We start from the raw sequence: 21,413 nt of genomic DNA on the forward strand, positions 1-21,413 counted from the left end.
CCCACCGAGCGCACCGGAGGGCAGGATGGAGCCCAACACACTGCTCGACGCCGTCCTCGACGAGGCGGGCATCTCCCATGCCGGCCTGGCCGCCCACATCAACGCGGCGGGCCGGGCCCGGGGACTGGCGTTGCGCTACGAACACACCGCCGTCGCCCGGTGGTTGAAGGGCCAGCGGCCGCGCGGCCAGGTGCCGGACCTGATCTGCGAGGTCCTCGGCGAGCGGCTGCACCGCGCGCTGACCCTCGACGACATCGGCCTCGGCACCCCCGGCACCCCCCGGGTGCCCGGGACCCCGCTGTCCGGCTTCGTCGAGCGCGCCACCGCCCTGTGGCGCTCCGACGAACAGCAGCGGGAACACATCGTGCGGGCCCCCGCCGTCACGGGCACCCCCGCCGTCATCCCGGTCTGGGAGTGGGAGAACCCGCCCGAGGACGCCGACGTCTCCCGGCGCGGGCTGACCCGGGTCTCCATGGACGACATCGAGATGCTGCGTGCCGCCCGCGCGCACTACGAGCAGATGTACCGCAAGACCGGGGGAGTGGCGACCCGCGGCAGGGTCGTCGGCTTCCTCAACGCCGAGGCCGCGCCCCTGCTGCGCGGCAGCTACTCCGACGCCACGGGGCGGCAGCTGCACCGGGCCACCGGGGGCCTGGTCGCGGTCGCCGGCATCTGCGCCTACGACTCCGACGCGCACGGACTCGCCCAGCGCTACTTCCACCAGGCGCTGCGGCTCGCCAAGGCCAGCGGGGACCGGGGGCTGGGGGCGTATGTGATAGCGCTCCTCGTCAACCAGTCGCTCTTCATGGGGGAGCACCGGCAGGCGGTCGCCTTCGCCGAGTCGGCGCTGCGGGCCGCGGGCCCGCAGCTCACCCCGGCGCTTGCCGCCGATCTCTACGCCATGCAGGCCAAGTCCTATGCCCGGCTGGGGGACGGGGCCGGGGCGCTGGCCTGCATCCGCCGCGCCGAGTCCGCCGCCGAGCGCATCCACCGCGGCCAGGAGCCCGCCGAGACCGGCTATGTGCAGCCGGGGCTGGTGAACGTGCAGGTGGCGGAGGCCCTGTTGAGCCTCGGCGACCTCGGACCCGCCCGTGAGCACGCGGACCGGGCCGTCGACACCCCCGCGCACGACCGGGGCCGTGTCCACCGGCTCGCCATGCTCACGCACATCGAGCTGCGTCAGGGAGACGCGGACAAGGCGGTGGCCACCGCACGGGAGATGACCGAGCAGGCGAGAGGCATGGAGTCGCAGCGCTTACGGGACCGGCTCCGGGCGGTGCGCGAGCACCTGATCGAAAGCGGGTGCGCGGCCACGGCCGAGGCCGCCGAGATGATCGACGGGGCGTTGCGCGTGCCCTTGTGACCCTGGTGAGGACAGCCCCCGGGGAGGTGGCCACCTCGGCGGAAGGTGGCAGACACGTGCGCTGGAAGAATCTCAGGGAGCTGACCGTCTACGAGAACCGATGGTTCCGGGTCAATCTCGCGGACGTCGAACTCCCCGACGGCCGCCACCTCGACCACTTCCTCATCCGGCTGCGGCCCGTCGCCGTGGCCACGGTGGTCAATGCGGCCAATGAGGTCCTGCTGCTGTGGCGGCACCGCTTCATCACGGACAACTGGGGCTGGGAGCTGCCGGCCGGCGTCGTCGACGACGGCGAGGACATCGCGAGCGCCGCGGCCCGGGAGATGGAGGAGGAGACGGGGTGGCGGCCGGGTCCCCTGCGGCACCTGATGTCCGTCGAGCCGTCCAACGGGCTCACCGACGCCCGTCATCACATCTACTGGGCGGACGAGGCGGAGTACATCGGTGACCCGGAGGACGCCTTCGAGTCGGACCGCCGCGAGTGGGTGCCGCTGAAGCTGGTGCCCGACCTCATCGCCCGGGGCGAGGTGCCGGCGGCCAACATGGCGGCGGCCCTGCTCCTGCTGCACCACATCCGGCTCGGCTGACCGATCCGGTAACGGGGACAACGGGGACCACGGGGGTCGCAGAATGGATCACGCGCACCCCGCGCTCATCGGCCGGACGCCTGCCACACGGCGACCGCCAGGCCGGCCAGGCCGGTGAGCGCGGCCAGCGACGGCAGGGGCCACCGGCCGTGCTCCAGGACCCGCAGCCGCTCGGCCATCTCCTCCAGTTCGTGCTCCGCCTGTTCGCTGCGCTGGGTCAGGAGAGCGAGCCGGCCGTCGATGCGGACGACACCCACATCTAAGCTGCGCCGGAGCTCCGCGAGCTCAGCCGCCTTCGCGGCCGTGTGCTCGGGATGGATGGTCACGGTCCGTACCCCTTCCGGAAGGTGAATCTGTTGCTTGCCTGTTGAGGCGAGTCAACCGCTTCGCGGGGCGGGGCGGGAGCGTGTGCGGAGGGTGTTCGCGGGTCAGCGGCGCACACCCCGTGTGAAGAAGGCGCGCGCCGGCCCGGCGAGTCCTCAGTAGGTGTAGAAGCCCGAACCGGTCTTGCGGCCCAGACGGCCCGCGTCGACCATGCGCTGCAGCAGCGGGGGAGCGGCGTACAGCGGCTCCTTGTACTCGGCGTACATGCTGTCGGCCACCGAGGCGACGGTGTCCAGGCCGATCAGGTCGGAGAGCTTGAGCGGGCCCATGGGGTGGGCGCAGCCGAGCTCCATACCGTTGTCGATGTCCTCGCGGCTGGCGATGCCCGACTCGAACATCCGGATCGCGGACAGCAGATAGGGGATGAGCAGGGCGTTGACGACGAAGCCCGAGCGGTCCTGGGCGCGGATGGCGTGCTTGCCGAGGATCTGGCCGACGAGGGTGTCGGCGCGCTTGATCGTCTCCTCGGAGGTGGTCAGCGCCGGGATCAGCTCGACGAGCTGCTGCACCGGGGCCGGGTTGAAGAAGTGGATGCCGATGACCTGGTCGGGGCGGGAGGTCGCCACGGCGAGCCTGACCAGCGGGATGGAGGAGGTGTTGGAGGCCAGGATCGCGTCGGGCCGGGTCACGACCTGGTCGAGCACCTGGAAGATCTCCGTCTTCACCTGCTCGTTCTCCACGACCGCCTCGATGACCAGGTCGCGGTCGGCGAACTCGCCCAGGTCCGTGGTGAAGCTCAGCCGCGCCAGGGTGGCGTCCCGCTCCTCCTCGGAGATCTTGCCGCGCTCGGCGGCCTTGGCGAGGGAGTTGGTCAGCCGGGTGCGGCCGAGCTCCAGGGCCTCGCCGGTGGTCTCGGCGACCTTGACCTCCAGGCCGGCGCGGGCGCACACCTCCGCGATACCGGCGCCCATCTGGCCGCAGCCCACCACTCCCACGCGTTCGATGTCGCTCACGTCGTGCCTTTCGGTCTTCGCTGATCCTGCACTGCACTGATCCGGACTCTGCTCACGACGTTACCTCCGCAAGCGGGCGGTGCGGAGGGCCCCTGGGTGGGCATGCTGATGCAGACGGTGTGACTGTTCTGACAGGGTGCATTCAAGGAGGCGTGCATATGGGGCGAATCAGCCGAAGAGGCTTCACCGTGGCAGCCGCCGGAGCCATGACGGCCCTGCTGGCGACCGGCGAGGCCGGGGCCCTGGAGCCTCAGGGGCAGACCCGGCGGAAGCGGGAGTTCCGCGGCATGTGGACGGCGACCGTCGCCAACATCGACTGGCCCTCCCGGCCCGGCCTGGCCCCGGACCTCCAGCGGGCCGAGCTGCTCGCCCTCTTCGACACCGCCGTGGCCCGCCGGCTCAACGCCGTGATCCTGCAGGTCCGTCCGACCGCGGACGCCTTCTGGCCGTCCCGCTACGAGCCCTGGTCGGAGTACCTGACGGGCCGTCAGGGGCGCTCCCCGGGCTGGGATCCGCTGGCCTTCGCCGTGCGCGAGGCGCACAAGCGCCGCCTGGAGCTGCACGGTTGGTTCAACCCGTACCGCGTGGCCAACCACACCGACCCGGGCCGGCTGGTGCCGACCCATCCCGCGCGGGTGCACCCGGACTGGGTGCTGCCCTACGGCGGCAAGCTCTACTACAACCCCGGCCTGCCCGAGGTCCGCCGCTTCGTCCAGGACGCGATGCTGGACGCCGTCTGGCGCTACGACCTCGACGGGGTGCACTTCGACGACTACTTCTACCCCTACCCCGTCTCCGGCCAGGCCTTCGACGACACGGTGGCCTACGAGCGCTACGGCGCGGGCTTCCCCGACCGGGCGGCCTGGCGGCGCGACAACATCGACCGGCTGGTCCGGGAGACGGGCGAGCGCATCAAACGCCGCAAGCGGCATGTGCAGTTCGGCATCAGCCCGTTCGCCGTGTGGCGCAACCGCACGACGGATCCCCGGGGTTCGGACACCCGGGCCGGGGTGCAGACCTACGACGACCTGCACGCGGACACCCGCTCATGGGTCCGCAAGGGGTGGATCGACTACATCGTCCCGCAGGTCTACTGGGAGATCGGCAACCGCGCCGCCGACTACGCGAAGCTCGTGCCCTGGTGGGCGGAGACCGTCCGCGGCACGGGCGTGCACCTCTATGTCGGCGAGGCCCTCTACCGGGCCGGTGACCCCGCACAGCCCGCGCCCTGGCAGGACCCGGCGGAGCTCTCCCGCCACCTCACGCTGGACGCGGCCCACCCGGAGGTGCAGGGGAACGTCTACTTCTCGGCCAAGCAGGTCGTCTCCGACCCCATCGGGGCGATGGCGCGCGTGGTGCGGGACCACTACCCGCACCGCGCGCGCCCGCCACGGTGAGTCGCGGGGTCTGTCAGGTCTTGTCCGCGGCCCTGCGGTGGTCCACGACGGAGTCGGGTCCGGGCGACATGATGGTCTCGTGCCCCTTGTCGTCCCGGACCCGGTACGGCGGGTTGCCCTTGGGTCCCAGTACTTCGACGATCTCGACGGTGTGGTCCTGCTGCCCGACCACCCTGCCGTGCACCACCAGCCGGTCGCCCTTGCTCGCATGCATCGACGGTGCCCCTTCCGATGAGGTTGGACACGTGCACTGTGGGAATGCTGCCAAGTCTACGGTGAGCGCTGCGTCACCGCGATGCAGACGAGCACGCCCACCGCGGCGGCCGGCGCCGCCGGGGACAGCCGCTCGCCCAGCAGCGCCACCGACCAGACCAGCGTGAGCAGCGGCTGCGCGAGCTGCAGCTGGCTGGCCCGGGCCACCCCGATCGCGGCCATGCCGCGGTACCAGACGACCATGCCCAGCAGCTGCGAGCCCAGCGCCAGCCACAGCAGTCCGGAGACCGCGTGCCGGCCGATCCGCACCGGCTCGGCGGACAGCGCCGCGGCCGCCCCCGCGACGGCCACGGGCAGGCAGAGCACCAGCGCCCAGCCGACGACCTGCCACCCCGGCATCTCCCGGGCGAGCCGGCCCCCTTCGGCGTAGCCCGCGGCGCAGACCGCCAGGGCCGCGAAGAGCAGGAGGTCGCCCCGGGAGGGTGCCCCGCCGCTCTGCAGCAGCGCGAAGGCGACGACCACGGCCGCGCCGGCCAGCGCCGCCGCCCAGAACGTCCACGCGTGCCGGGTACGGGTACGCACCGCTGCGTACGCCGCCGTGGTGAGCGGCAGCAGGCCCACCACCACCGCCGCGTGCGAGGTCGTCGAGGTCTGCAGGGCCAGCGTGGTCAGCAGCGGGAAGCCGACGACGACACCGCCCGCCACGATGCACAGCCCGCCCCAGTGGCGGCGCGGGGGCACCCGCGCGCGCAGCGCCAGGAGGGCGCCGAGCGCCGTCAGTCCGGCCAGGGTCATCCGGCACGCGGTCACCGACCAGGGCCCGAACCCCTCCAGGGCCCAGGCGGTCGCCGGGAAGGTCAGCGAGAACGCCACCACGCCGAGCGCGGCCAGCAACGTTCCCCCGTTCACTGCTATCGTTCTTCTGTCGATAGCGCTATCTTGTGCTGTCATGAGTGAGCCTAACAGCGTGGCAAAACTGGCTGGCACTCTCCGCGTCGAGCTCGACCGCTACTCGCCGGGTGAGAAGCTGCCGTCCAGCCGGGCCCTCGTCGAACGCTTCCGGGCCAGCCCCGTCACCGTCACCCGCGCCCTGGCCGCCCTGGCCGCCGAGGGTCTGGTGGTCACCCGGCCCGGCGCCGGCGCCTTCCGGGCGGAACGGACCGGCCGGCCCGCCCGGAGCGGCGACACCTCCTGGCAGCAGATCGCCCTCAGCGCGGAGACCGGCGAGGAGGCGGTCCCCCGCTCCGTGGACGCCTCCGGCGTGCTCGACACCCTCGCCGAACCGCCGCCCGGCGTCATCGAGTTGAACGGCGGTTACCTCCACCCCGTCCTGCAGCCCGAGCGCGCCCTGGCCGCCGCCCTCGGCCGGGCCGGGCGCCGCCCCGGGGCATGGGGACGCCCGCCCGTCGAGGGAGTCGGCGAGCTGCGCGCCTGGTTCGCCCGCGAGATCGGCGGCCCCTCCGGCACCCTCGCCCCCTCCGACGTCCTGATCACCGCGGGCGGCCAGAGCGCCCTCGCCGTCGCCCTGCGCGCCCTGGCCCCGCCCGGCGCACCCGTGCTCGTCGAATCCCCCACCTACCCCGGCATGCTCGCCGCCGCCCGCGCCTCCGGGCTGCGCCCCGTGCCCGTACCGGCCGACGACCGGGGCGTGCGGACCGACCTGCTGGAGCGGGCGTTCCGGGCCAGCGGCGCCCGGGTGTTCGTCTGCCAGCCGCTCTTCGCCAACCCGACCGGCGCCGTGCTGGCCCCCGAGCGGCGGCAGGAGGTCCTGCGGGTGGCCCGCGAGGCCGGGGCGTTCGTCGTCGAGGACGACTTCGCGCGCCGCCTGGCCCACGAGGACGCCCCGCCGCTGCCGCCCGCGCTCGCCGCCGACGACCCCGACGGCATCGTCGTCCACGTCTGCTCGCTCACCAAGTTCACCTCGCCCAGCCTGCGGGTGGGCGCCCTCGCCGCCCGGGGCCCGGTCCTCGACCGGCTGCGGGCGATCCAGGTCGTCGACAGCTTCTTCGTGCCCCGCCCGCTCCAGGAGGCCGCCCTCGAACTCGTCGGCTCGCCCGCCTGGCCCCGCCACCGGCGCGCCGTCGCCGCCGCGCTGCGCACCCGCCGCGACGCGCTGCTCGCCGCCCTGCACCGGGAACTCCCGGAGACCGCCGTGGACTTCGTGCCGCCCGGCGGCTTCCACCTCTGGGCGCGCCTCCCAGACGGCACGGACGAACACGCCCTGGCCGCAGCCGCCCTGCGGGCCGGCGTCGCCGTCGCCCCCGGCCGCCCGTACTACTCCGCCGAGCCGCCCGCGCCGCACGTCCGGCTGAGCTTCGCGGGCGTGGCGGGCACGGCGGAGCTGGCGGAGGGGGTGAACCGGCTGCGGACCGCCCTGGGTTGACCGGCCTCAGTTGACCGGCCTCAGTCGAGGCTCTCCTCCTCCTGCGCCACGATCCGGGCCACCGCGGCCCGCAGCCACCGGTGGGCGGGGTCGGCGTCGACGCGGACGTGCCAGGCCATGCCGGTGTCGACCGGCGGCAGGGGCAGCGGGATCTCCCGCACCCGCAGCGGCATCACCCCGGCCGCCCGGACGGCCACCGCCTCCGGCAGCAGGGCCAGGGCGTCGGACTGCAGCACGAGGAAGCAGGCCGTGACGAAGGACGGCGCGGTGACCAGGACCCGGCGGGTCAGGCCGAGTTCGGCCAGCCGCTCGTCGACGATGCTGTGGGCTCTGCCGCGCCGGGAGACGGTGATGTGCGGGATCGCGGCGAAGCGCTCGACGGTCAGCGGCTCGTCCGCATGCGCGGCGCCGGTGCGGAAGACCGCGACGTGACGGTGCCGGGAGAGCGGGCTGCTGCGCACGTCGTGGGGGAGAGCGGGCAGGGCGCTGATGTCCAGGTCGATGCGGTCGCGCAGATCCGCGAGATCCTCGTCGCCCTCGGGCAGGATCCGCAGCCGGATGCCGGGCGCCTCCTGCGCGATGCGCTCGGTGAGCGCGGGACCGAGGACGACGGCCAGCCCGTCGTTGGTCCGCAGCGTGAACTCCCGCTCCACGGTGGCGATGTCGACGGGCTGCGGCGGTTGCAGCGCGGCCAGCGCCCCGAGGAGCGCCGCCTCGACCTGCGGCCGCAGCTCCAGCGCCCGCGGGGTGAGCGTCAGCCCGCGCCCCGAGGGCACCAGCAGGGGATCCCCGACCACGCGGCGCAGCCGCCCCAGGGTGCGGCTCATGGCGGAGGCGGAGACGTGCATCTCGGCGGCGGCGCCGGTGACGCTGCCCTCGCGGAGCAGGGCGTGGAGGGCGGGGAGCAGGTTCATGTCGGGGAGTTGCATGGGATGCAACTCTACTGTTCCGATTCGGAACTTGTGGTCAAGGGTCGGTGCCGCACACCATGAACGGGTGATCGACAGAAAACACCGCAACACCGCGCTCCTGGTCGCGGGATGTTTCTTCATGGAGAACCTCGACGGCACGATCGTGTCGACCGCCGCACCCCGGATGGGTGCCGCACTGGGCGTCGCCCCGACGGCGATCGGCCTGGTGGTGACGGCCTATCTGGTCACGCTGGCGGTCCTGATACCGCTCAGCGGGTGGCTGGCCGCCCGCTTCGGGCCCCGCCGCGTCTTCCTCGCGGCCATCGCCGTCTTCACCGTCTCCTCGCTGGCCTGCGCGCTGAGCCCGAGCCTCGGCTGGCTGGTCGCCATGCGGGTCCTGCAGGGCGCCGGGGGCGCGATGATGGTGCCGGTGGGGCGGCTGATGGTGGTGTCCGGGGCGGAGAAGCCCGACATACCCCGGCTGATCTCGTACGTCGTCTGGCCCGCCCTGGTGGCACCGGTGATCGCGCCGCTGCTGGGCGGGCTGATCACCACGTATGCGAGCTGGCCCTGGATGTTCCTGGTCAACCTCCCGCTGGGAGCCGTGGCGTTCGCCGTCGCGTGGCGCCTGATCGACGACGGGCCGGGCGCCGCGGCCCCGCCGCCGCTGGACCGGACCGGCGTCCTGCTGACCTCCACGGGCCTGGGCGCACTGACCTGGACGGCACACCTGCTGTCCGAGCCGCACGCGCAGTGGGCGCCGGTGGCCGTCTTCGGCGCACTGTCCGTGGCGTTGCTGGGCGCTGCGGCACGGCACCTGCTGCGCACCGCCCACCCGCTGGTCGACCTGCGCACCCTGCGGATCCCGTCCTTCCGGGAGTCGGTGACCGGCGGCTCCCTGTTCTGGATCACGGTGGCGGCGGTGCCGTTCCTGCTGCCGCTGCTCTTCCAGGAGGCCTTCGGCTGGAGCGCGGTGAAGTCGGGCACGGTCGTGCTGTTCGTCTTCGTCGGCAACATCGGCATCAAGCCGGCGACGACCCGGCTGCTCCAACGGTTCGGCTTCCGGCCACTGTTGGTGACGGCCACGGTGGGTGTCGTCGCGACGACGGCCCTCTGCGGGTTCCTCACCGCCGGCACGCCGATGGCAGTGATCATCGTGCTGACGGTGGTGAGCGGTGCGGCCCGCTCGCTGGGGCTGACGGGCTACCAGGTCATCGCCTTCGCGGACGTCCCGCAGGAGCGGATGGGCCACGCGAACACCCTCCAGTCCACGGCCCAGCAGGCCGCGGCCGGCCTGGGCGTGGCGGCCGCCACGGTGGCCCTTCGCGCGGGGGAGTGGGTGCGGCCGGATTCGGCGTACGCGGTGGCGTTCTGCCTGCTGGCGGTGGTGTCGGTGGGGGCGATGCTGGGGGCGGTGCGGATGCACCCGGGGGCGGGCGGTGCGGTGGTGGGCGGTGCGGCCCGGTCCCGCCCTGCCATGGTTCGGCGCTGATTCTGCCCGGTGCCGGGGGGCGGCAGCACCCGGGCCCCGCCCGTCAGAAGTGGATCACCGCAGCAACGCGGTGTACTGCTCGGCGAAGTGCCGCGGCCGGGCTTCGTACGCGCGAAGGAAAGCGTTCGCCGAAGCGCGGAATTGACGCTTGAGCGAACGGCCCGGGTGTCCGTTCGGGTTCCGTTCGGTCAGTTCCGGTCGGTGCTGGCGGACGATCTCGCGGCGGGTTGACGCTGAGCCGTATCGCGGGCCTGGCCCTGTCGCCGGCACCTCTGCCGCTCCCCGGGCCCGCGCCGGGTGGTGAGGGCGATGCCCGCCATGATCGGCAAGGTGACCCAGGAGCGCTACGACGAACTCGTGGCGGAGTCGAAACTCCTGGTGGAGACCGAGCGGGACACGCACTTCAAAATCCGCGACCAGCTCCGCCGCCGCATCCGCCTCGCCGCGGGCAAGACACCCAGACCGCCTCGGTCATCGTCGATTCCCAGTCCGTCAAAGCGTCCGAGGCCGTCAGCAGGGCAACGCGCGGGTGGGACGGCGGGAAGCTGATCAATGGGAGGAAACGGCACATGATCTGCGGCCATCGCAGTCTCGTCCTGCTCGTCATGGTCACCCCTGCCGATGCACAAGACTCCCTGGTGGCGCGGGAGTTGCTGTTCCGGCTCGCCCTGCTGCACCCGGAGATCGCCATCGTCTGGGCCGACTCCGCCTACGCCAAGAACGGACTGGTGGACTGGGCGAAGAAGTACCTCGACGTCACCATCAAGACGGTGCGCCGCCCACCGGACGCCAAGGGCTTCGTTGTGCTCCCGCGCAGGTGGGCCGCGGAACGGGGCTGGTCGTGGATCATGAGGGCCCGCCGCCACTGCCGTGACCACGAACGCCTGCCCGAGATGAGCGAAGCACTGATCACCTTTGCGGCGATCATGCTCATGACCCGGCGGCTCACCCGTCGCACGGCCCGCCCCGTCGAACGGCGCGACGTCGCCCACGGCTACGCGATATCGGAAGCCGCCTGATCACACGGTCGGTCCCGCATCTCGGTTCGGCTGAGAGGCCGCCGGGTTCGTGGCGGGGTTCGTCAGGGCATCGAGCTGGGCAGCGAGGCCGGGATGGTCGGGGGTGAGGTGGGGGCGGGTGGCGATGAGGGGGTGGATGAGGTCGGCGGGGTCGTCGTGGGCGAGGGCCGCGTGGAGCTGGATGAGCGGGTTGCGGGCCGCGGCGGGCAGGTCGGTGAGGGCGGTGATCTGGCCGGCGATGCGGCGCAGGTCGGCCGCGTTGCAACGGGCCCAAGTGGCGGTGGTGCGTTCGGCGGCACGGCGTTCGCGGGTGGCCTGCACGCGCTGTTCGCCGGTGGTTCCTGCGGGGCCGGGACGGCCGCGCAGGTAGCGGCGTTCGGCGGCCTGGCGGCTGGCGACGCCGAGGGGGTGGGCGAGGTCGGCCCAGCTGGCACCCGCGTGGCGGGCGGTTTCGATCAGGCCGGTTTCCCATCCGGCGAGCTGCTCGCGAACCTGCCGCAGCAGCAGGAGCGAGGCCAGGGCCTGCTCCGGGCCGATGTCGTGGGTCTCGGCAGTCCCGGCGGCCTCACGCCGGGCGGCATGCAGGGCGTCGTCTATGGCGTGCAGGGCTGCCGCGGCGGCGAGGAACGACGCCGGGCTGGGCGTGTCGGCGTCGGACGGTGCCGGCTGGTCGGCCGGGGTCATGGGCACCTCCCTCAGGCAGTCATCCTTTGGACGACACCATGTTTGTCATCCATCGGATGACATGTTACAACGGTTTCAGTGAGGCGCATTGGCAGCAACTGCCCGAACCTCTGGAGGTGTTTTCCGATGTTGATGCGCACTGACCCCTTCCGTGAGCTGGACCGTCTGGCCCAGCAGCTGATGGGACCGGGCACCTGGTCCAGGCCGTCCCCGATGCCGATGGACGCCTACCGCGAGGGCGACCAGTACGTGGTGGCCTTCGACATCCCCGGCGTCAGCGCGGACGCGATCGACATCGACGTCGAACGCAACATGCTCACCGTCAAGGCGGAGCGCCGGCCCGTAACGAAGGCCGACGGCGTGCAGATGGAGCTGTCGGAACGGCCGCTGGGCGTCTTCTCCCGCCAGATCGTGCTGGCCGACACCCTGGACACCGAGCACATCCAGGCCGACTACGACGCAGGCGTGCTCACCCTGCGCATCCCGATCGCCGAGCGCGCCAAGCCCCGCAAGATCGCCATCGGCGTCGGAACCGGCCACAAGGAGATCTCCGGCTGAGCCGGACCCGATAAGGGCTGAACAGCGGCGGAGGACGGGTATCTGATCTCCCCCCGGCCCGTCCTCCGCGCCCCCGTGGACCCGAGGAAGGGGGCGTCCGACGTGACAGTGCGACGCGAAGCGTTCCTCGACCATGTGAAGGAACGCGGCGAATACGAGACCCCGCAGGAAGCCGAACGCGCGGCCCGCGTGGTGCTCGCCCTGCTGGGCGCGCACCTGGTCGGCGAGGTCCGTGCCCGGCTGGCGGCGCGTCTGCCGGAGGGCTTCGCCCTGATCCTGCTCAATCCGCTGCAGAGCGCCGAGCCGCTGCCCCCGGAGCGGTTCGTGCGGGCGACCGCGGCCTGGATCGAGGGCGCCACCGAGCAGACCGCGGCCTGGGACGTCAGCGCCGTCCTGTCCACGGTCGCCGACGCCACCGGCGACGACCTCCTCAAGGAGATCCTGCTTCAGCTCCCCGCGGGCTACGACCTCCTCTTCGGCCGCCCCCAGCCCACCTGACCACCCACCCCCGGTGACCGCACACCGGCCACCACGACCTGGTGACAGAAAGGCAACCACCGCAGTGATGTCCGACCACAGGGCACCGCTCCAGCAGCCCTACGACAGGGCGTACGAGCACATGCTGGAAAAGGTCCGCTACGAAGGCGCCTACCCCACCCGCGTGAACACCAGCGACGCGTTGTGCCCGCCGAACCCGAAGGCGTTGGCCACCGCAGCCTCGTACCGTCCCCGCCGCGGCCCCCCGGCCACCACGTCCAGCTTCACCTCGGGATCCAGCACCTCAAGATTCCGCACCGCCGGAACCACCCCGTCCCGCACCGCCAGAATCGCCGCCAGCGCCCCCACGGCCCCCGCCGCCCCGAACAGGTGCCCCGTCATCGACTTCGTCGCGGTCACGGCCGCGTGCGGCCCGACCGCCTCCGCCACCGACTCGGCCTCCACCAGGTCCCCCTTCGGCGTGGACGTCGCATGCGCATGCACCACCCCGACCTCGCGCGGGGAGACCCCCGCACTCTCCAACGCGCTCCGCATCGCCCGCACCTGCCCCTCGGGATGCGCCGCGGTGATGTGGAACGCGTCCGACGTCACCCCGGCCCCGGCCAGCCCCGCATGCGCCCGCGCGGCCCGGGCCGCGGCGAACCCGGCCCGTTCGAGGACGACCACCACGGCGCCCTCGCCGATGACGAACCCGTCCCGGTCCACGTCGAAGGGCCGCGAGGCCCGCCCCGGTTCGTCGTTGCGCGTCGAGTGCGCCTTGGCCTGGGCGAAGCCGGCCATCGGCAGCGGATGGATGCAGGCCTCGGTGCCGCCCGCCACCACCACGTCCGCCCGCCCGAGGCGGATCAGGTCCAGGCCCATGGCGATCGCCTCGGCCCCGGACGCGCACGCGCTCACCGGCGTGCGGGCGCCGCCCCGCGCCCCGAGATCGATGCTGACCCAGGCCGCGGGACCGTTCGCCATCAGCATGGGAACGGTGTGCGGGGACACCTTCCGCACCCCCGAGGCCTCCAGGACGTCGTCCTGGCCGAGCAGGGTCAGCGCGCCCCCGGTGCCCGTGCCGATCACCACGGCCAGCCGCTCGGGGTCGACCTCCGGGCGCCCCGCGTCCGCCCACGCCTCGCGCGCGGCGACGAGCGCGATCTGCTCGCAGCGGTCCATGCGGCGGGCCTGCACCCGGTCCAGCACCTCGGTCGGCTCGGTCTTCAGCCGCCCCGCGATCCGGACGGGCAGCCGCTGCGCCCAGTCCTCCTCGATCGCGCGGATCCCCGACTCCCCGGCCAGCATCCCGGCCCAGGTCGAGGCGACGTCCCCGCCCAGCGGCGTCGTGGCTCCGAGCCCGGTGACGACCACGTCCTTCACAGCATTCACGGTGAACCCCCTTTGTTGTGGAGATACAACTCCCCGCCCTTGCACTGCGGTGCGGGGAGATCGCCTCGCCAGCGACTCTGTCAGGGGATTCGCCGTCGCAGCATGCCGCAGCCCACGGAGTCCGGCTTCCGGGATTTGGAGGGTTCGGCCATCGACGTCGGCTCGTTCGCACACTTATTCCGGGTATTGCATAAACGTGCAGCTCTCCGTATAGTCATGCCAACCAAGGAGGAGGGACGGACCCATGGCGATACGCGCGGCAGTGGCCGGAGCGAGCGGATATGCAGGCGGCGAGGTACTGCGCCTGCTCCTCGCGCACCCCGGCGTCCGCATCGGCGCCCTGACCGGGAACTCCAACGCCGGGCAGCCCCTCGGGGCCCTGCAGCCGCACCTGTCGCCGCTGGCGGACCGGGTGCTGGAGCCCACCACGACCGCCGCGCTCGCCGGGCACGACGTCGTCTTCCTCGCCCTGCCCCACGGGCAGTCCGCCGCCGTCGCCGCGGAACTCGGCGACGAGACGCTGGTCGTCGACTGCGGCGCGGACTTCCGGCTCACCGACGCGGCGCAGTGGGAACGCTTCTACGGCTCCCCGCACGCCGGCACCTGGCCGTACGGCCTGCCCGAACTGCCCGGTGCGCGCGAGGCGTTGCGCGGTGCCCGCCGGATCGCCGTGCCCGGCTGCTACCCGACCGCCGTCTCGCTCGCGCTCTTCCCCGCGTACGCGGCCGGGCTCGCCGAGCCCGAGGCCGTGGTCGTCGCCGCCTCCGGCACGTCCGGCGCGGGCAAGGCGGCCAAGCCGCACCTGCTGGGCAGCGAGGTCATGGGCTCGATGAGCCCGTACGGCGTCGGCGGCGGCCACCGGCACATCCCCGAGATGATCCAGAACCTCTCCGCCGTCGCGGGGGAGCGGGTCGGCGTCTCCTTCACCCCCACCCTGGCGCCCATGCCCCGCGGCATCCTCGCCACCTGCAGCGCCAAGGCCCGCCCGGGCGTGACCGCCGAGACCCTGCGCGCGGCGTACGAGAAGGCCTTCGAGGGCGAGCCGTTCGTCCGCCTGCTGCCCGCGGGCCAGTGGCCGGCCACCGGCTCCGTCGTCGGCTCCAACACCGCCCTGGTGCAGACCGTCCTCGACGAGGACGCGTCCCGCATCGTCGTGGTGAGCGCGATCGACAACCTCACCAAGGGCACCGCGGGCGGCGCCGTGCAGAGCATGAACCTCGCCCTCGGCCTCCCCGAGGACCTGGGCCTGCCGGCCACGGGGGTGGCGCCATGAGCGTGCGCAAGATCGTCGCCACCGTCCTCGCGCGGCTGGCGCCGTGCGAGCCCCCGGCCCGCCCCCGGCGTGCCGTTCACCGGGACCCGTCCCCCCAGAAGGCCGACAAGGAGATGCAGTGAGCGTCACCGCAGCACAGGGATTCACGGCGGCGGGCATCGCCGCCGGGATCAAGGAGAGCGGCAGCCCCGACCTGGCCCTGGTGGTGAACGAGGGCCCCCGCCGGTCCGCCGCCGGCGTCTTCACCGCCAACCGCGTCAAGGCCGCGCCCGTCCTGTGGTCCCAGCAGGTCCTCAAGGGCGGCGAGGTCTCCGCCGTCGTCCTCAACTCCGGCGGTGCCAACGCCTGCACCGGCCCGGCGGGCTTCCAGGACACGCACGCCACCGCGGAGAAGGCCGCCGAAGTGCTCGGCCACAACGCAGGCGAGATCGCTGTCGCCTCCACCGGCCTGATCGGCGTCCGGCTGCCGATGGACAAGCTGCTGCCCGGCATCGAAAAGGCCACCGCCGCGCTGTCCCCGCACGGCGGTGAGAAGGCGGCCATCGCCATCAAGACCACCGACACCGTCCACAAGACCGCCTTCGCCCAGGGCGAGGGATGGACGGTGGGCGGCATGGCCAAGGGTGCCGGCATGCTCGCCCCGGGCCTGGCCACGATGCTCGTCGTGCTGACCACCGACGCCGACGTCGACGCCGCCGGCCTGGACGAGGCGCTGCGCACCGCCACCCGCACCACCTTCGACCGGGTCGACTCCGACGGCTGCATGTCCACCAACGACACCGTGCTGCTGCTCTCCTCGGGCGCCTCCGGCATCGCCCCGGACCCGGCGGCCTTCGCCGAGGCCGTACGGACCGTCTGCGACGACCTGGCCCGCCAGCTCATCGGGGACGCGGAGGGCGCCAGCAAGGACATCCGCATCGAGGTCGTCGGCGCGGCCACCGAGGACGACGCCGTCGAGGTGGGCCGGTCCATCGCCCGCAACAACCTCCTCAAGTGCGCCATCCACGGCGAGGACCCCAACTGGGGCCGGGTGCTCTCCGCCATCGGCACCACCTCCGCCGCCTTCGACCCCGACAGGCTCAACGTGGCCATCAACGACGTCTGGGTCTGCAAGAACGGCTCGGTCGGCGAGGACCGGGAGCTGGTGGACATGCGCTACCGCGAGGTCCGCATCACCGCCGACCTCGCCGAGGGCACCGAGTCCGCCGTGATCTGGGCCAACGACCTGACCGCCGACTACGTCCACGAGAACAGCGCGTACTCCTCATGAGCACCCCGACCCGCAAGCACACCGCACTCCCCAAGGCGCAGACCCTCGTCGAGGCGCTGCCCTGGCTGACGAGCCATCACGGCAAGACCGTCGTCATCAAGTTCGGCGGCAACGCCATGGTCGACGACGAGCTCAAGGCCGCCTTCGCGAAGGACGTCGTCTTCCTCCGGCACGCCGGGCTGCGCCCGGTCGTCGTGCACGGCGGCGGCCCGCAGATCAGCGCCGCCCTGGAACGGATGGGCCTGGAGTCGGAGTTCAAGGCCGGGCTGCGGGTGACCACGCCCGAGGCCATGGACGTCGTGCGCATGGTGCTCGCCGGACAGGTCCAGCGCGAGCTGGTCGGGCTGCTCAACCAGCACGGTCCGCTGGCCGTCGGCCTCACCGGCGAGGACGCCCGGACCATGACCGCGGTCAAGCACTACGCGGAGGTCGACGGCGAACGCGTCGACATCGGCCGCGTCGGCGAGATCACCGACATCGACACGGGCGCCGTGCAGGCGCTGCTGGACGACGGCCGGATCCCCGTCGTCTCCTCCGTCGCCCGCAGCGCCGACGACGGTCACGTCTACAACGTCAACGCCGACACGGCCGCGGCCGCCCTCGCCGCCGCGCTGGGGGCGGAGACGCTGATGGTCCTCACGGACGTGGAGGGCCTGTACGAGGACTGGCCGCACAGCGACGAGGTCATCAGCCGGCTCACCGCGAGCGAGCTGGAGGAACTGCTGCCGCAGCTGGCCAGCGGCATGGTGCCCAAGATGCAGGGGTGCCTGCATGCGGTCCGCAACGGCGTCACCACCGCGCGGGTGATAGACGGACGGGTCCAGCACTCGATCCTGCTGGAGATTTTTACGGATGAAGGCATCGGCACGATGGTCGTGCCGGACCCGGAGGAGGGGCAGGCGTGACCGATGCAGGTGTGACTGGTGCAGGTGTGACCAACGACGAGCTCACCCGGCGCTGGCAGGGTGCCCTGATGGGCAACTACGGCACCCCGCGCATCCCCCTCGTGCGCGGCGAGGGCCCGGCGGTGTGGGACGCCGACGGCAAGCGCTACCTCGACTTCGTGGGCGGCATCGCCGTCAACGCCCTCGGCCATGCGCACCCCGCGGTCGTCCGCGCGGTGACCGAGCAGATCGCGACCCTCGGCCACGTCTCCAACCTCTTCACCGCCGAGCCCACCGTCGCCCTCGCCGAGCGGCTGCTCGCCCTCGCGGGCCGTCCCGGGCGCGTCTACTTCTCCAACTCCGGTGCGGAGGCGGTCGAGGCGGCGTTCAAGATCGGGCGACGCACGGGCCGGACGCACATGGTCTCGGCCGCCGGAGGCTTCCACGGCCGCACCATGGGCGCCCTCGCCCTGACCGGCCAGCCCACGAAGCAGGAGCCGTTCCTGCCGCTGCCGGGGGACGTCACCCACGTCCCGTTCGGCGACGCCGAGGCGCTGCGCGCAGCGGTCACGACGGAGACCGCGCTGGTGGTCCTGGAACCGGTGCAGGGCGAGAACGGCGTCGTCGTCCCGCCGCCCGGCTATCTGGCGGCCGCCCGCGAGATCACCCGGGCCACGGGGACCCTGCTCGTCCTGGACGAGATCCAGACAGGTATCGGCCGTACCGGATACTGGTTCGACCACCTTGCGCACGGGATCGAACCGGATGTGATCACCCTTGCCAAGGGGCTGGGCGGCGGACTGCCCATCGGCGCCACCGTCGCCTTCGGCACCGCGGCCGACCTGCTGACGGCCGGTCAGCACGGCTCGACCTTCGGCGGGAACCCGGTCGCCTGCGCGGCCGCCCTGGCCGTCCTCGACACCCTGGAGACGGACGGGATCCTGGACCGCGTCAAGCACACGGGCGCCCTGCTGCGTGACGGGATCGCTGCGCTCCACCACCCGCTCGTCGACCACGTCCGTGGTGCGGGCCTGCTGCTGGGTATTGTCCTGTCCAAGCCCCTCGCACCGACGGTGCAGCAGGCTGCACAGGAAGCCGGCCTCCTGGTGAACGCGGTCGCACCCGACGTGGTGCGCCTCGCACCTCCGCTGATCATCACCGAGGATGACGTGGAGACGTTCCTCCAGGCCCTGCCCGGCGTCCTGGACGCCGTGGAGGAACGACGATGATCCGGAGACTGACGTAAAGATGCCCGAGGCGCAGGAGACCGAGCCGTTCCACGCCGGCGGCGGACCGGCCGTGCCGCAGACCCGCACCGCACGCCACCGCAGGATCGTCGACATCCTCGGCCGGCAGCCGGTGCGCTCGCAGAGCCAGCTGGCCAAGCTGCTCGCCGACGACGGCCTCTCCGTCACCCAGGCCACGCTCTCGCGCGACCTCGACGAGCTGGGCGCGGTCAAGATCCGCAACACCGGCGGCGAGCTGATCTACGCGGTCCCCTCCGAGGGCGGCGACCGCACCCCCCGCGCCCCCCTCGGCGAATCCGCCTCGGAGGCCCGCATGGGCCGCCTGGCCGCCGAACTTCTCATCTCGGCCGAGGCCTCCGCCAACCTGGTCGTCCTGCGCACCCCACCGGGCGCGGCCCAGTTCTTCGCCTCTGCCATCGACCAGGCGGGCGTCCACGAGATCATCGGCACGATCGCGGGCGACGACACGCTCCTGCTGATCAGCCGCGATCCGAACGGGGGCCAGGCGCTGGCGGACCACCTGCTGCGGCTGGCGCAGAAGGAGCGGTGAGGGGGAGGGGCGCCGGGGTCCGGCGCCCCTCTTCCCTTCATGGGCATACGCGAAAGGCCGCCGAGGAAGAATCCTCGGCGGCCTTTCGTCACCGTGTCGGGACGGCGGGATTTGAACCCACGACCCCTTGACCCCCAGTCAAGTGCGCTACCAAGCTGCGCCACGTCCCGGTGCCCGTTCCCTCCGGGTTGTTCCCGGTGGGGCGTGCAGAAAGAAAATATCCTGTTCCGCCCCGTGATCCAAATCCGGGGTCAGCGGGACGCCTGCAGGTACCAGCGCAGCACGGTCGTCCTCCGCTCGCCGACGGTCGCCGTGGCGCGGTCGAGCAGCGCGTCCAGCCGGGCGCGGTCCTCGTCGGGGAGGGCCCGGTAGGCGGCCGGGGCGTCGGACGGGGCCCAGCCGCCGAGGGCGGTGCGGGCGGCTGCGCGCAGGGTGGGGTCGGGCTCGTCCAGCAGCTCCAGGAAGCAGCGCAGCTGGACGACCGGGCGGTGTGCGGACAGCAGCCGGAAGGCCGCCGTCCGCACCCAGCGGGGACGGTCGGCCGGCAGGCGCTCGCGCAGCCACGCTTCCGGGAGCCGGTCGGCGGAGGGCAGGAGCGCGGCGGAGACCTCGCGCACCACGGCCGCCGACGGATCGTCCAGCAGCGGCATGAGCCGTTCCGCTTCGTCCGCCCCGAACTGCCGCAGTCCGGCGACAGCCCGGGCCCGCACGCGCGGCATCGGGTGCGCCAGCAGCGGCCGCAGCAGGCCGGCGTCCGCCCGCGTGCCGCACTCGCCCAGCCCGGCGGGCGCGCCTGGGGAGACGTCCGCGGACGCGCACGCGGCACGGTAGAGCGGCAGCGGGTCGATCCCGTGCCGCCGCAGCACCCAGCGGGCGCAGGCGCGGACGAGCCCCGAGCGGTCGGTGAGGAAGGCGGCGGCCCGCCCGGTGTTCCCGGTCCGGTTGAGCGCGGTCACGCCGGACGCGCGGACGCGGGACTGGCGGGAGTTCAGCAGCAGCTCGACGACCTTGCCGTCCTCCCCGTCCCGCACGCCGGCCAGGGCCGCGTCCGCGCAGAGGTCCTGGACGACGATGTCGTTGTCGGCGGCGGCGATCTCCGCGAGCCGGGCGGGGGAGAAGCGCCCCTGCTCGACGGCGATCCGGTGCCCGAGGCGGCGGGCGGCCCGGTCCTCGCTGTCCAGCAGGGCATCCGTCACCTCGGCGTCCTGCACGGTCGCCATGAGCAGATCCCGGGCGAAGCCGCCGTGCCGCCGCTCTGCGGTGCGCAGTGCGACGGCGGTGGCCGTGGCCAGCACCTCCGGCGAGGAGGCGGGCAGCGCCCGCTGCAATACCTCCCGCGCCTGCTCGCGCACCGGCTCGACCCAGTCCGCGCAGCGGACGGTGACGAGGGGGAGGAGGGCGTTGGCGCCGGGGGTGAGCAGCGCGGCCTGCCGTACACGGCCGTCGCGGTGGCAGAGCGCTCCGGCCAGGGCCGCCTCGTTCGGCGCCGGCTCCCCGGCGCGGGCCCAGTCGGCGGAGGGGAGGATCCACTGCCCGCGGATCGCGAGGTCGAGGGCGACCCAGTCCTGCGCTCCGACGGTGCCGAGCAGCGCGCTCAGGGGTGCGGAGTGCCCGGACTCGGTGGCTTTGACGACTATGTGGGCCAGGTCGGTCCGGTTGTTCATGTGTGCATCGTAGAGCGGCGTTTGAAGTCTTTCGTCGGAATTTCGACCGTGCTGCCGTCGGCCAGCCGGAGAGGGATCGTCTCGCCGTAGGCGTAGATGACTCGTGAGGCGTAGGACTCGCCACTGGGCCGGCTGAGCACGGTGCTTCGCCCCTTGAACGGGTCGATGACGACGAAGGCCGGGACCTGGAACCGGGCGTACTGCCTCACCTTGATCGCGTAGTCGTTTTCGTCGTCCTCAGTGGAGACGATCTCCATGACGGCGAGTGCGTCCTTGTACGAGTACGGCTCCTCGTCGGCGCCCCGGTCGAGGATGGTCACATCTGGTTCGCGGGGCGACTCTCCCGGGAAGTGGATCAGCACCTTGGACAGGACCCGTTTGTTGGGGATGCTGGCCGCTCTCGCCGCACCCACGATGTCGTAGATGGTCCAGCAGTGGACGGCCGTCCGCTCCGTGATGACGAGCCGTTCCCCCGGCACATCGACCTTGATGCCCCTGAATCCGTCCGCCGCGCGGTCCGCTAGCCGCTGCAAGTAGTCGTCTCCCCAGGTCATGGCCCCACCCCTCCGGTCGCGGTCCCGTGATCGTCGCACTGCGTCCCGGGGCGCGTGGTCCCGCGCCCGAACGATTCACTCCCCCGAGCTATTGACGAAACATACGGCGCACTGCATAGTTATGCCTACCAGCGCATGAGAGCGCAGCGCACCGCACC

The 21,413-nt window shown here is 72.7% G+C and carries 22 protein-coding genes, 1 tRNA gene and 1 pseudogene; 14 read left to right on the forward strand and 10 right to left on the reverse strand.

The features are described 5' to 3' along the window. Positions 1 to 25: 25 nt before the first annotated feature. Complete coding sequence (locus ACWD4B_RS14395) at positions 26 to 1,363, forward strand: tetratricopeptide repeat protein (RefSeq protein WP_451421018.1); 1,338 nt, start codon at positions 26 to 28, stop codon at positions 1,361 to 1,363. Positions 1,364 to 1,419: 56 nt separating this feature from the next. Continuing rightward, positions 1,420 to 1,950, forward strand: coding sequence for an NUDIX hydrolase (locus tag ACWD4B_RS14400; RefSeq protein WP_336414287.1), 531 nt, complete (start codon positions 1,420 to 1,422; stop codon positions 1,948 to 1,950). 65 nt (positions 1,951 to 2,015) lie between these two features. Here the strand turns inward: ACWD4B_RS14400 and ACWD4B_RS14405 are convergent, their stop codons facing one another. Beyond that, on the reverse strand, positions 2,016 to 2,276 hold the full coding sequence (locus ACWD4B_RS14405; protein ID WP_451421019.1) for a hypothetical protein: 261 nt from the start codon (positions 2,274 to 2,276) through the stop codon (positions 2,016 to 2,018). Between the two features lie 153 nt (positions 2,277 to 2,429). After that, on the reverse strand, positions 2,430 to 3,287 hold the full coding sequence (locus tag ACWD4B_RS14410; RefSeq protein ID WP_451421020.1) for a 3-hydroxybutyryl-CoA dehydrogenase: 858 nt from the start codon (positions 3,285 to 3,287) through the stop codon (positions 2,430 to 2,432). A 158-nt stretch (positions 3,288 to 3,445) separates the two neighbouring features. Between ACWD4B_RS14410 and ACWD4B_RS14415 the strand changes: the two genes are divergently transcribed. Beyond that, a complete protein-coding gene (locus tag ACWD4B_RS14415; RefSeq protein ID WP_451421021.1) occupies positions 3,446 to 4,684 on the forward strand; it encodes a glycoside hydrolase family 10 protein in 1,239 nt (412 codons plus the stop codon). Positions 4,685 to 4,697: 13 nt separating this feature from the next. Here ACWD4B_RS14415 and ACWD4B_RS14420 read toward each other — a convergent pair whose 3' ends face one another. Both ACWD4B_RS14420 and ACWD4B_RS14425 read right to left on the reverse strand, forming a co-directional pair. Further along, a complete protein-coding gene (locus ACWD4B_RS14420; protein WP_451421022.1) occupies positions 4,698 to 4,898 on the reverse strand; it encodes a DUF1918 domain-containing protein in 201 nt (66 codons plus the stop codon). A gap of 56 nt (positions 4,899 to 4,954) precedes the next feature. Then, positions 4,955 to 5,848: a DMT family transporter gene (locus tag ACWD4B_RS14425; RefSeq protein WP_451421023.1), complete on the reverse strand. Its 894-nt coding sequence runs from the start codon at positions 5,846 to 5,848 to the stop codon at positions 4,955 to 4,957. On the opposite strand from ACWD4B_RS14425, the gene ACWD4B_RS14430 reads away from it, so the two are divergent. After that, positions 5,847 to 7,280 carry an aminotransferase-like domain-containing protein gene (locus ACWD4B_RS14430; RefSeq protein WP_451421024.1) on the forward strand — a complete coding sequence of 478 codons (1,434 nt, stop codon included), beginning with the start codon at positions 5,847 to 5,849 and terminating at the stop codon, positions 7,278 to 7,280. The two genes, ACWD4B_RS14425 and ACWD4B_RS14430, sit on opposite strands and share 2 nt — an antisense overlap. 20 nt (positions 7,281 to 7,300) lie before the next feature. Here the strand turns inward: ACWD4B_RS14430 and ACWD4B_RS14435 are convergent, their stop codons facing one another. After that, a complete protein-coding gene (locus ACWD4B_RS14435) occupies positions 7,301 to 8,209 on the reverse strand; it encodes a LysR family transcriptional regulator (protein ID WP_451421025.1) in 909 nt (302 codons plus the stop codon). A gap of 67 nt (positions 8,210 to 8,276) precedes the next feature. On the opposite strand from ACWD4B_RS14435, the gene ACWD4B_RS14440 reads away from it, so the two are divergent. Then, positions 8,277 to 9,683: an MFS transporter gene (locus tag ACWD4B_RS14440; protein WP_451421026.1), complete on the forward strand. Its 1,407-nt coding sequence runs from the start codon at positions 8,277 to 8,279 to the stop codon at positions 9,681 to 9,683. A 405-nt stretch (positions 9,684 to 10,088) separates the two neighbouring features. Beyond that, positions 10,089 to 10,636: pseudogene (locus ACWD4B_RS14445) on the forward strand (transposase); the annotation flags it as partial. Between the two features lie 66 nt (positions 10,637 to 10,702). Here the strand turns inward: ACWD4B_RS14445 and ACWD4B_RS14450 are convergent. After that, positions 10,703 to 11,386: a type III effector protein gene (locus ACWD4B_RS14450; protein ID WP_451421027.1), complete on the reverse strand. Its 684-nt coding sequence runs from the start codon at positions 11,384 to 11,386 to the stop codon at positions 10,703 to 10,705. Between the two features lie 126 nt (positions 11,387 to 11,512). Here ACWD4B_RS14450 and ACWD4B_RS14455 point away from each other — a divergent pair, with 126 nt between their 5' ends. After that, positions 11,513 to 11,944: an Hsp20/alpha crystallin family protein gene (locus ACWD4B_RS14455; RefSeq protein WP_451421028.1), complete on the forward strand. Its 432-nt coding sequence runs from the start codon at positions 11,513 to 11,515 to the stop codon at positions 11,942 to 11,944. A gap of 102 nt (positions 11,945 to 12,046) precedes the next feature. Then, positions 12,047 to 12,442 carry a DUF2267 domain-containing protein gene (locus ACWD4B_RS14460; protein ID WP_451421029.1) on the forward strand — a complete coding sequence of 132 codons (396 nt, stop codon included), beginning with the start codon at positions 12,047 to 12,049 and terminating at the stop codon, positions 12,440 to 12,442. A gap of 150 nt (positions 12,443 to 12,592) precedes the next feature. Here ACWD4B_RS14460 and ACWD4B_RS14465 read toward each other — a convergent pair whose 3' ends face one another. Next, positions 12,593 to 13,813: a beta-ketoacyl-[acyl-carrier-protein] synthase family protein gene (locus tag ACWD4B_RS14465; RefSeq protein WP_451421030.1), complete on the reverse strand. Its 1,221-nt coding sequence runs from the start codon at positions 13,811 to 13,813 to the stop codon at positions 12,593 to 12,595. A 244-nt stretch (positions 13,814 to 14,057) separates the two neighbouring features. Between ACWD4B_RS14465 and argC the strand changes: the two genes are divergently transcribed. Genes argC through ACWD4B_RS14495 form a run of 6 tightly spaced genes read left to right on the forward strand, consistent with a single transcriptional unit; the run spans position 14,058 to position 19,037 of the window. Then, complete coding sequence (gene argC, locus ACWD4B_RS14470; RefSeq protein WP_451421031.1) at positions 14,058 to 15,086, forward strand: N-acetyl-gamma-glutamyl-phosphate reductase; 1,029 nt, start codon at positions 14,058 to 14,060, stop codon at positions 15,084 to 15,086. Next, positions 15,083 to 15,208 (forward strand): hypothetical protein, encoded by a 126-nt coding sequence (locus ACWD4B_RS14475; protein ID WP_451421032.1) that lies wholly within the window; start codon positions 15,083 to 15,085, stop codon positions 15,206 to 15,208. Before argC ends, ACWD4B_RS14475 begins: the two co-directional genes overlap by 4 nt. Next, a complete protein-coding gene (gene argJ, locus ACWD4B_RS14480) occupies positions 15,205 to 16,356 on the forward strand; it encodes a bifunctional glutamate N-acetyltransferase/amino-acid acetyltransferase ArgJ (RefSeq protein WP_451421033.1) in 1,152 nt (383 codons plus the stop codon). The genes ACWD4B_RS14475 and argJ overlap by 4 nt, the downstream gene beginning before the upstream one ends. Beyond that, entirely contained in the window at positions 16,353 to 17,261 is a 909-nt protein-coding gene (argB, locus tag ACWD4B_RS14485) for an acetylglutamate kinase (protein ID WP_451421034.1), read from the forward strand. Before argJ ends, argB begins: the two co-directional genes overlap by 4 nt. Positions 17,262 to 17,287: 26 nt before the next feature. After that, positions 17,288 to 18,469, forward strand: a complete 1,182-nt coding sequence (locus ACWD4B_RS14490; protein WP_451421044.1) for an acetylornithine transaminase — start codon at positions 17,288 to 17,290, stop codon at positions 18,467 to 18,469. 19 nt (positions 18,470 to 18,488) lie between these two features. Beyond that, positions 18,489 to 19,037: an arginine repressor gene (locus ACWD4B_RS14495; RefSeq protein ID WP_451421035.1), complete on the forward strand. Its 549-nt coding sequence runs from the start codon at positions 18,489 to 18,491 to the stop codon at positions 19,035 to 19,037. Between the two features lie 96 nt (positions 19,038 to 19,133). Here the strand turns inward: ACWD4B_RS14495 and ACWD4B_RS14500 are convergent. The 3 genes from ACWD4B_RS14500 to ACWD4B_RS14510 form a co-directional block, all read right to left on the reverse strand. After that, a tRNA-Pro gene (locus ACWD4B_RS14500) sits at positions 19,134 to 19,207 on the reverse strand. Between the two features lie 81 nt (positions 19,208 to 19,288). Beyond that, positions 19,289 to 20,701: a hypothetical protein gene (locus ACWD4B_RS14505; protein WP_451421036.1), complete on the reverse strand. Its 1,413-nt coding sequence runs from the start codon at positions 20,699 to 20,701 to the stop codon at positions 19,289 to 19,291. Beyond that, complete coding sequence (locus ACWD4B_RS14510) at positions 20,698 to 21,255, reverse strand: Uma2 family endonuclease (protein WP_451421037.1); 558 nt, start codon at positions 21,253 to 21,255, stop codon at positions 20,698 to 20,700. The genes ACWD4B_RS14505 and ACWD4B_RS14510 overlap by 4 nt, the downstream gene beginning before the upstream one ends. Between the last annotated feature and the right edge of the window lie 158 nt (positions 21,256 to 21,413).

This window comes from Streptomyces sp. NPDC002536, assembly GCF_053594995.1.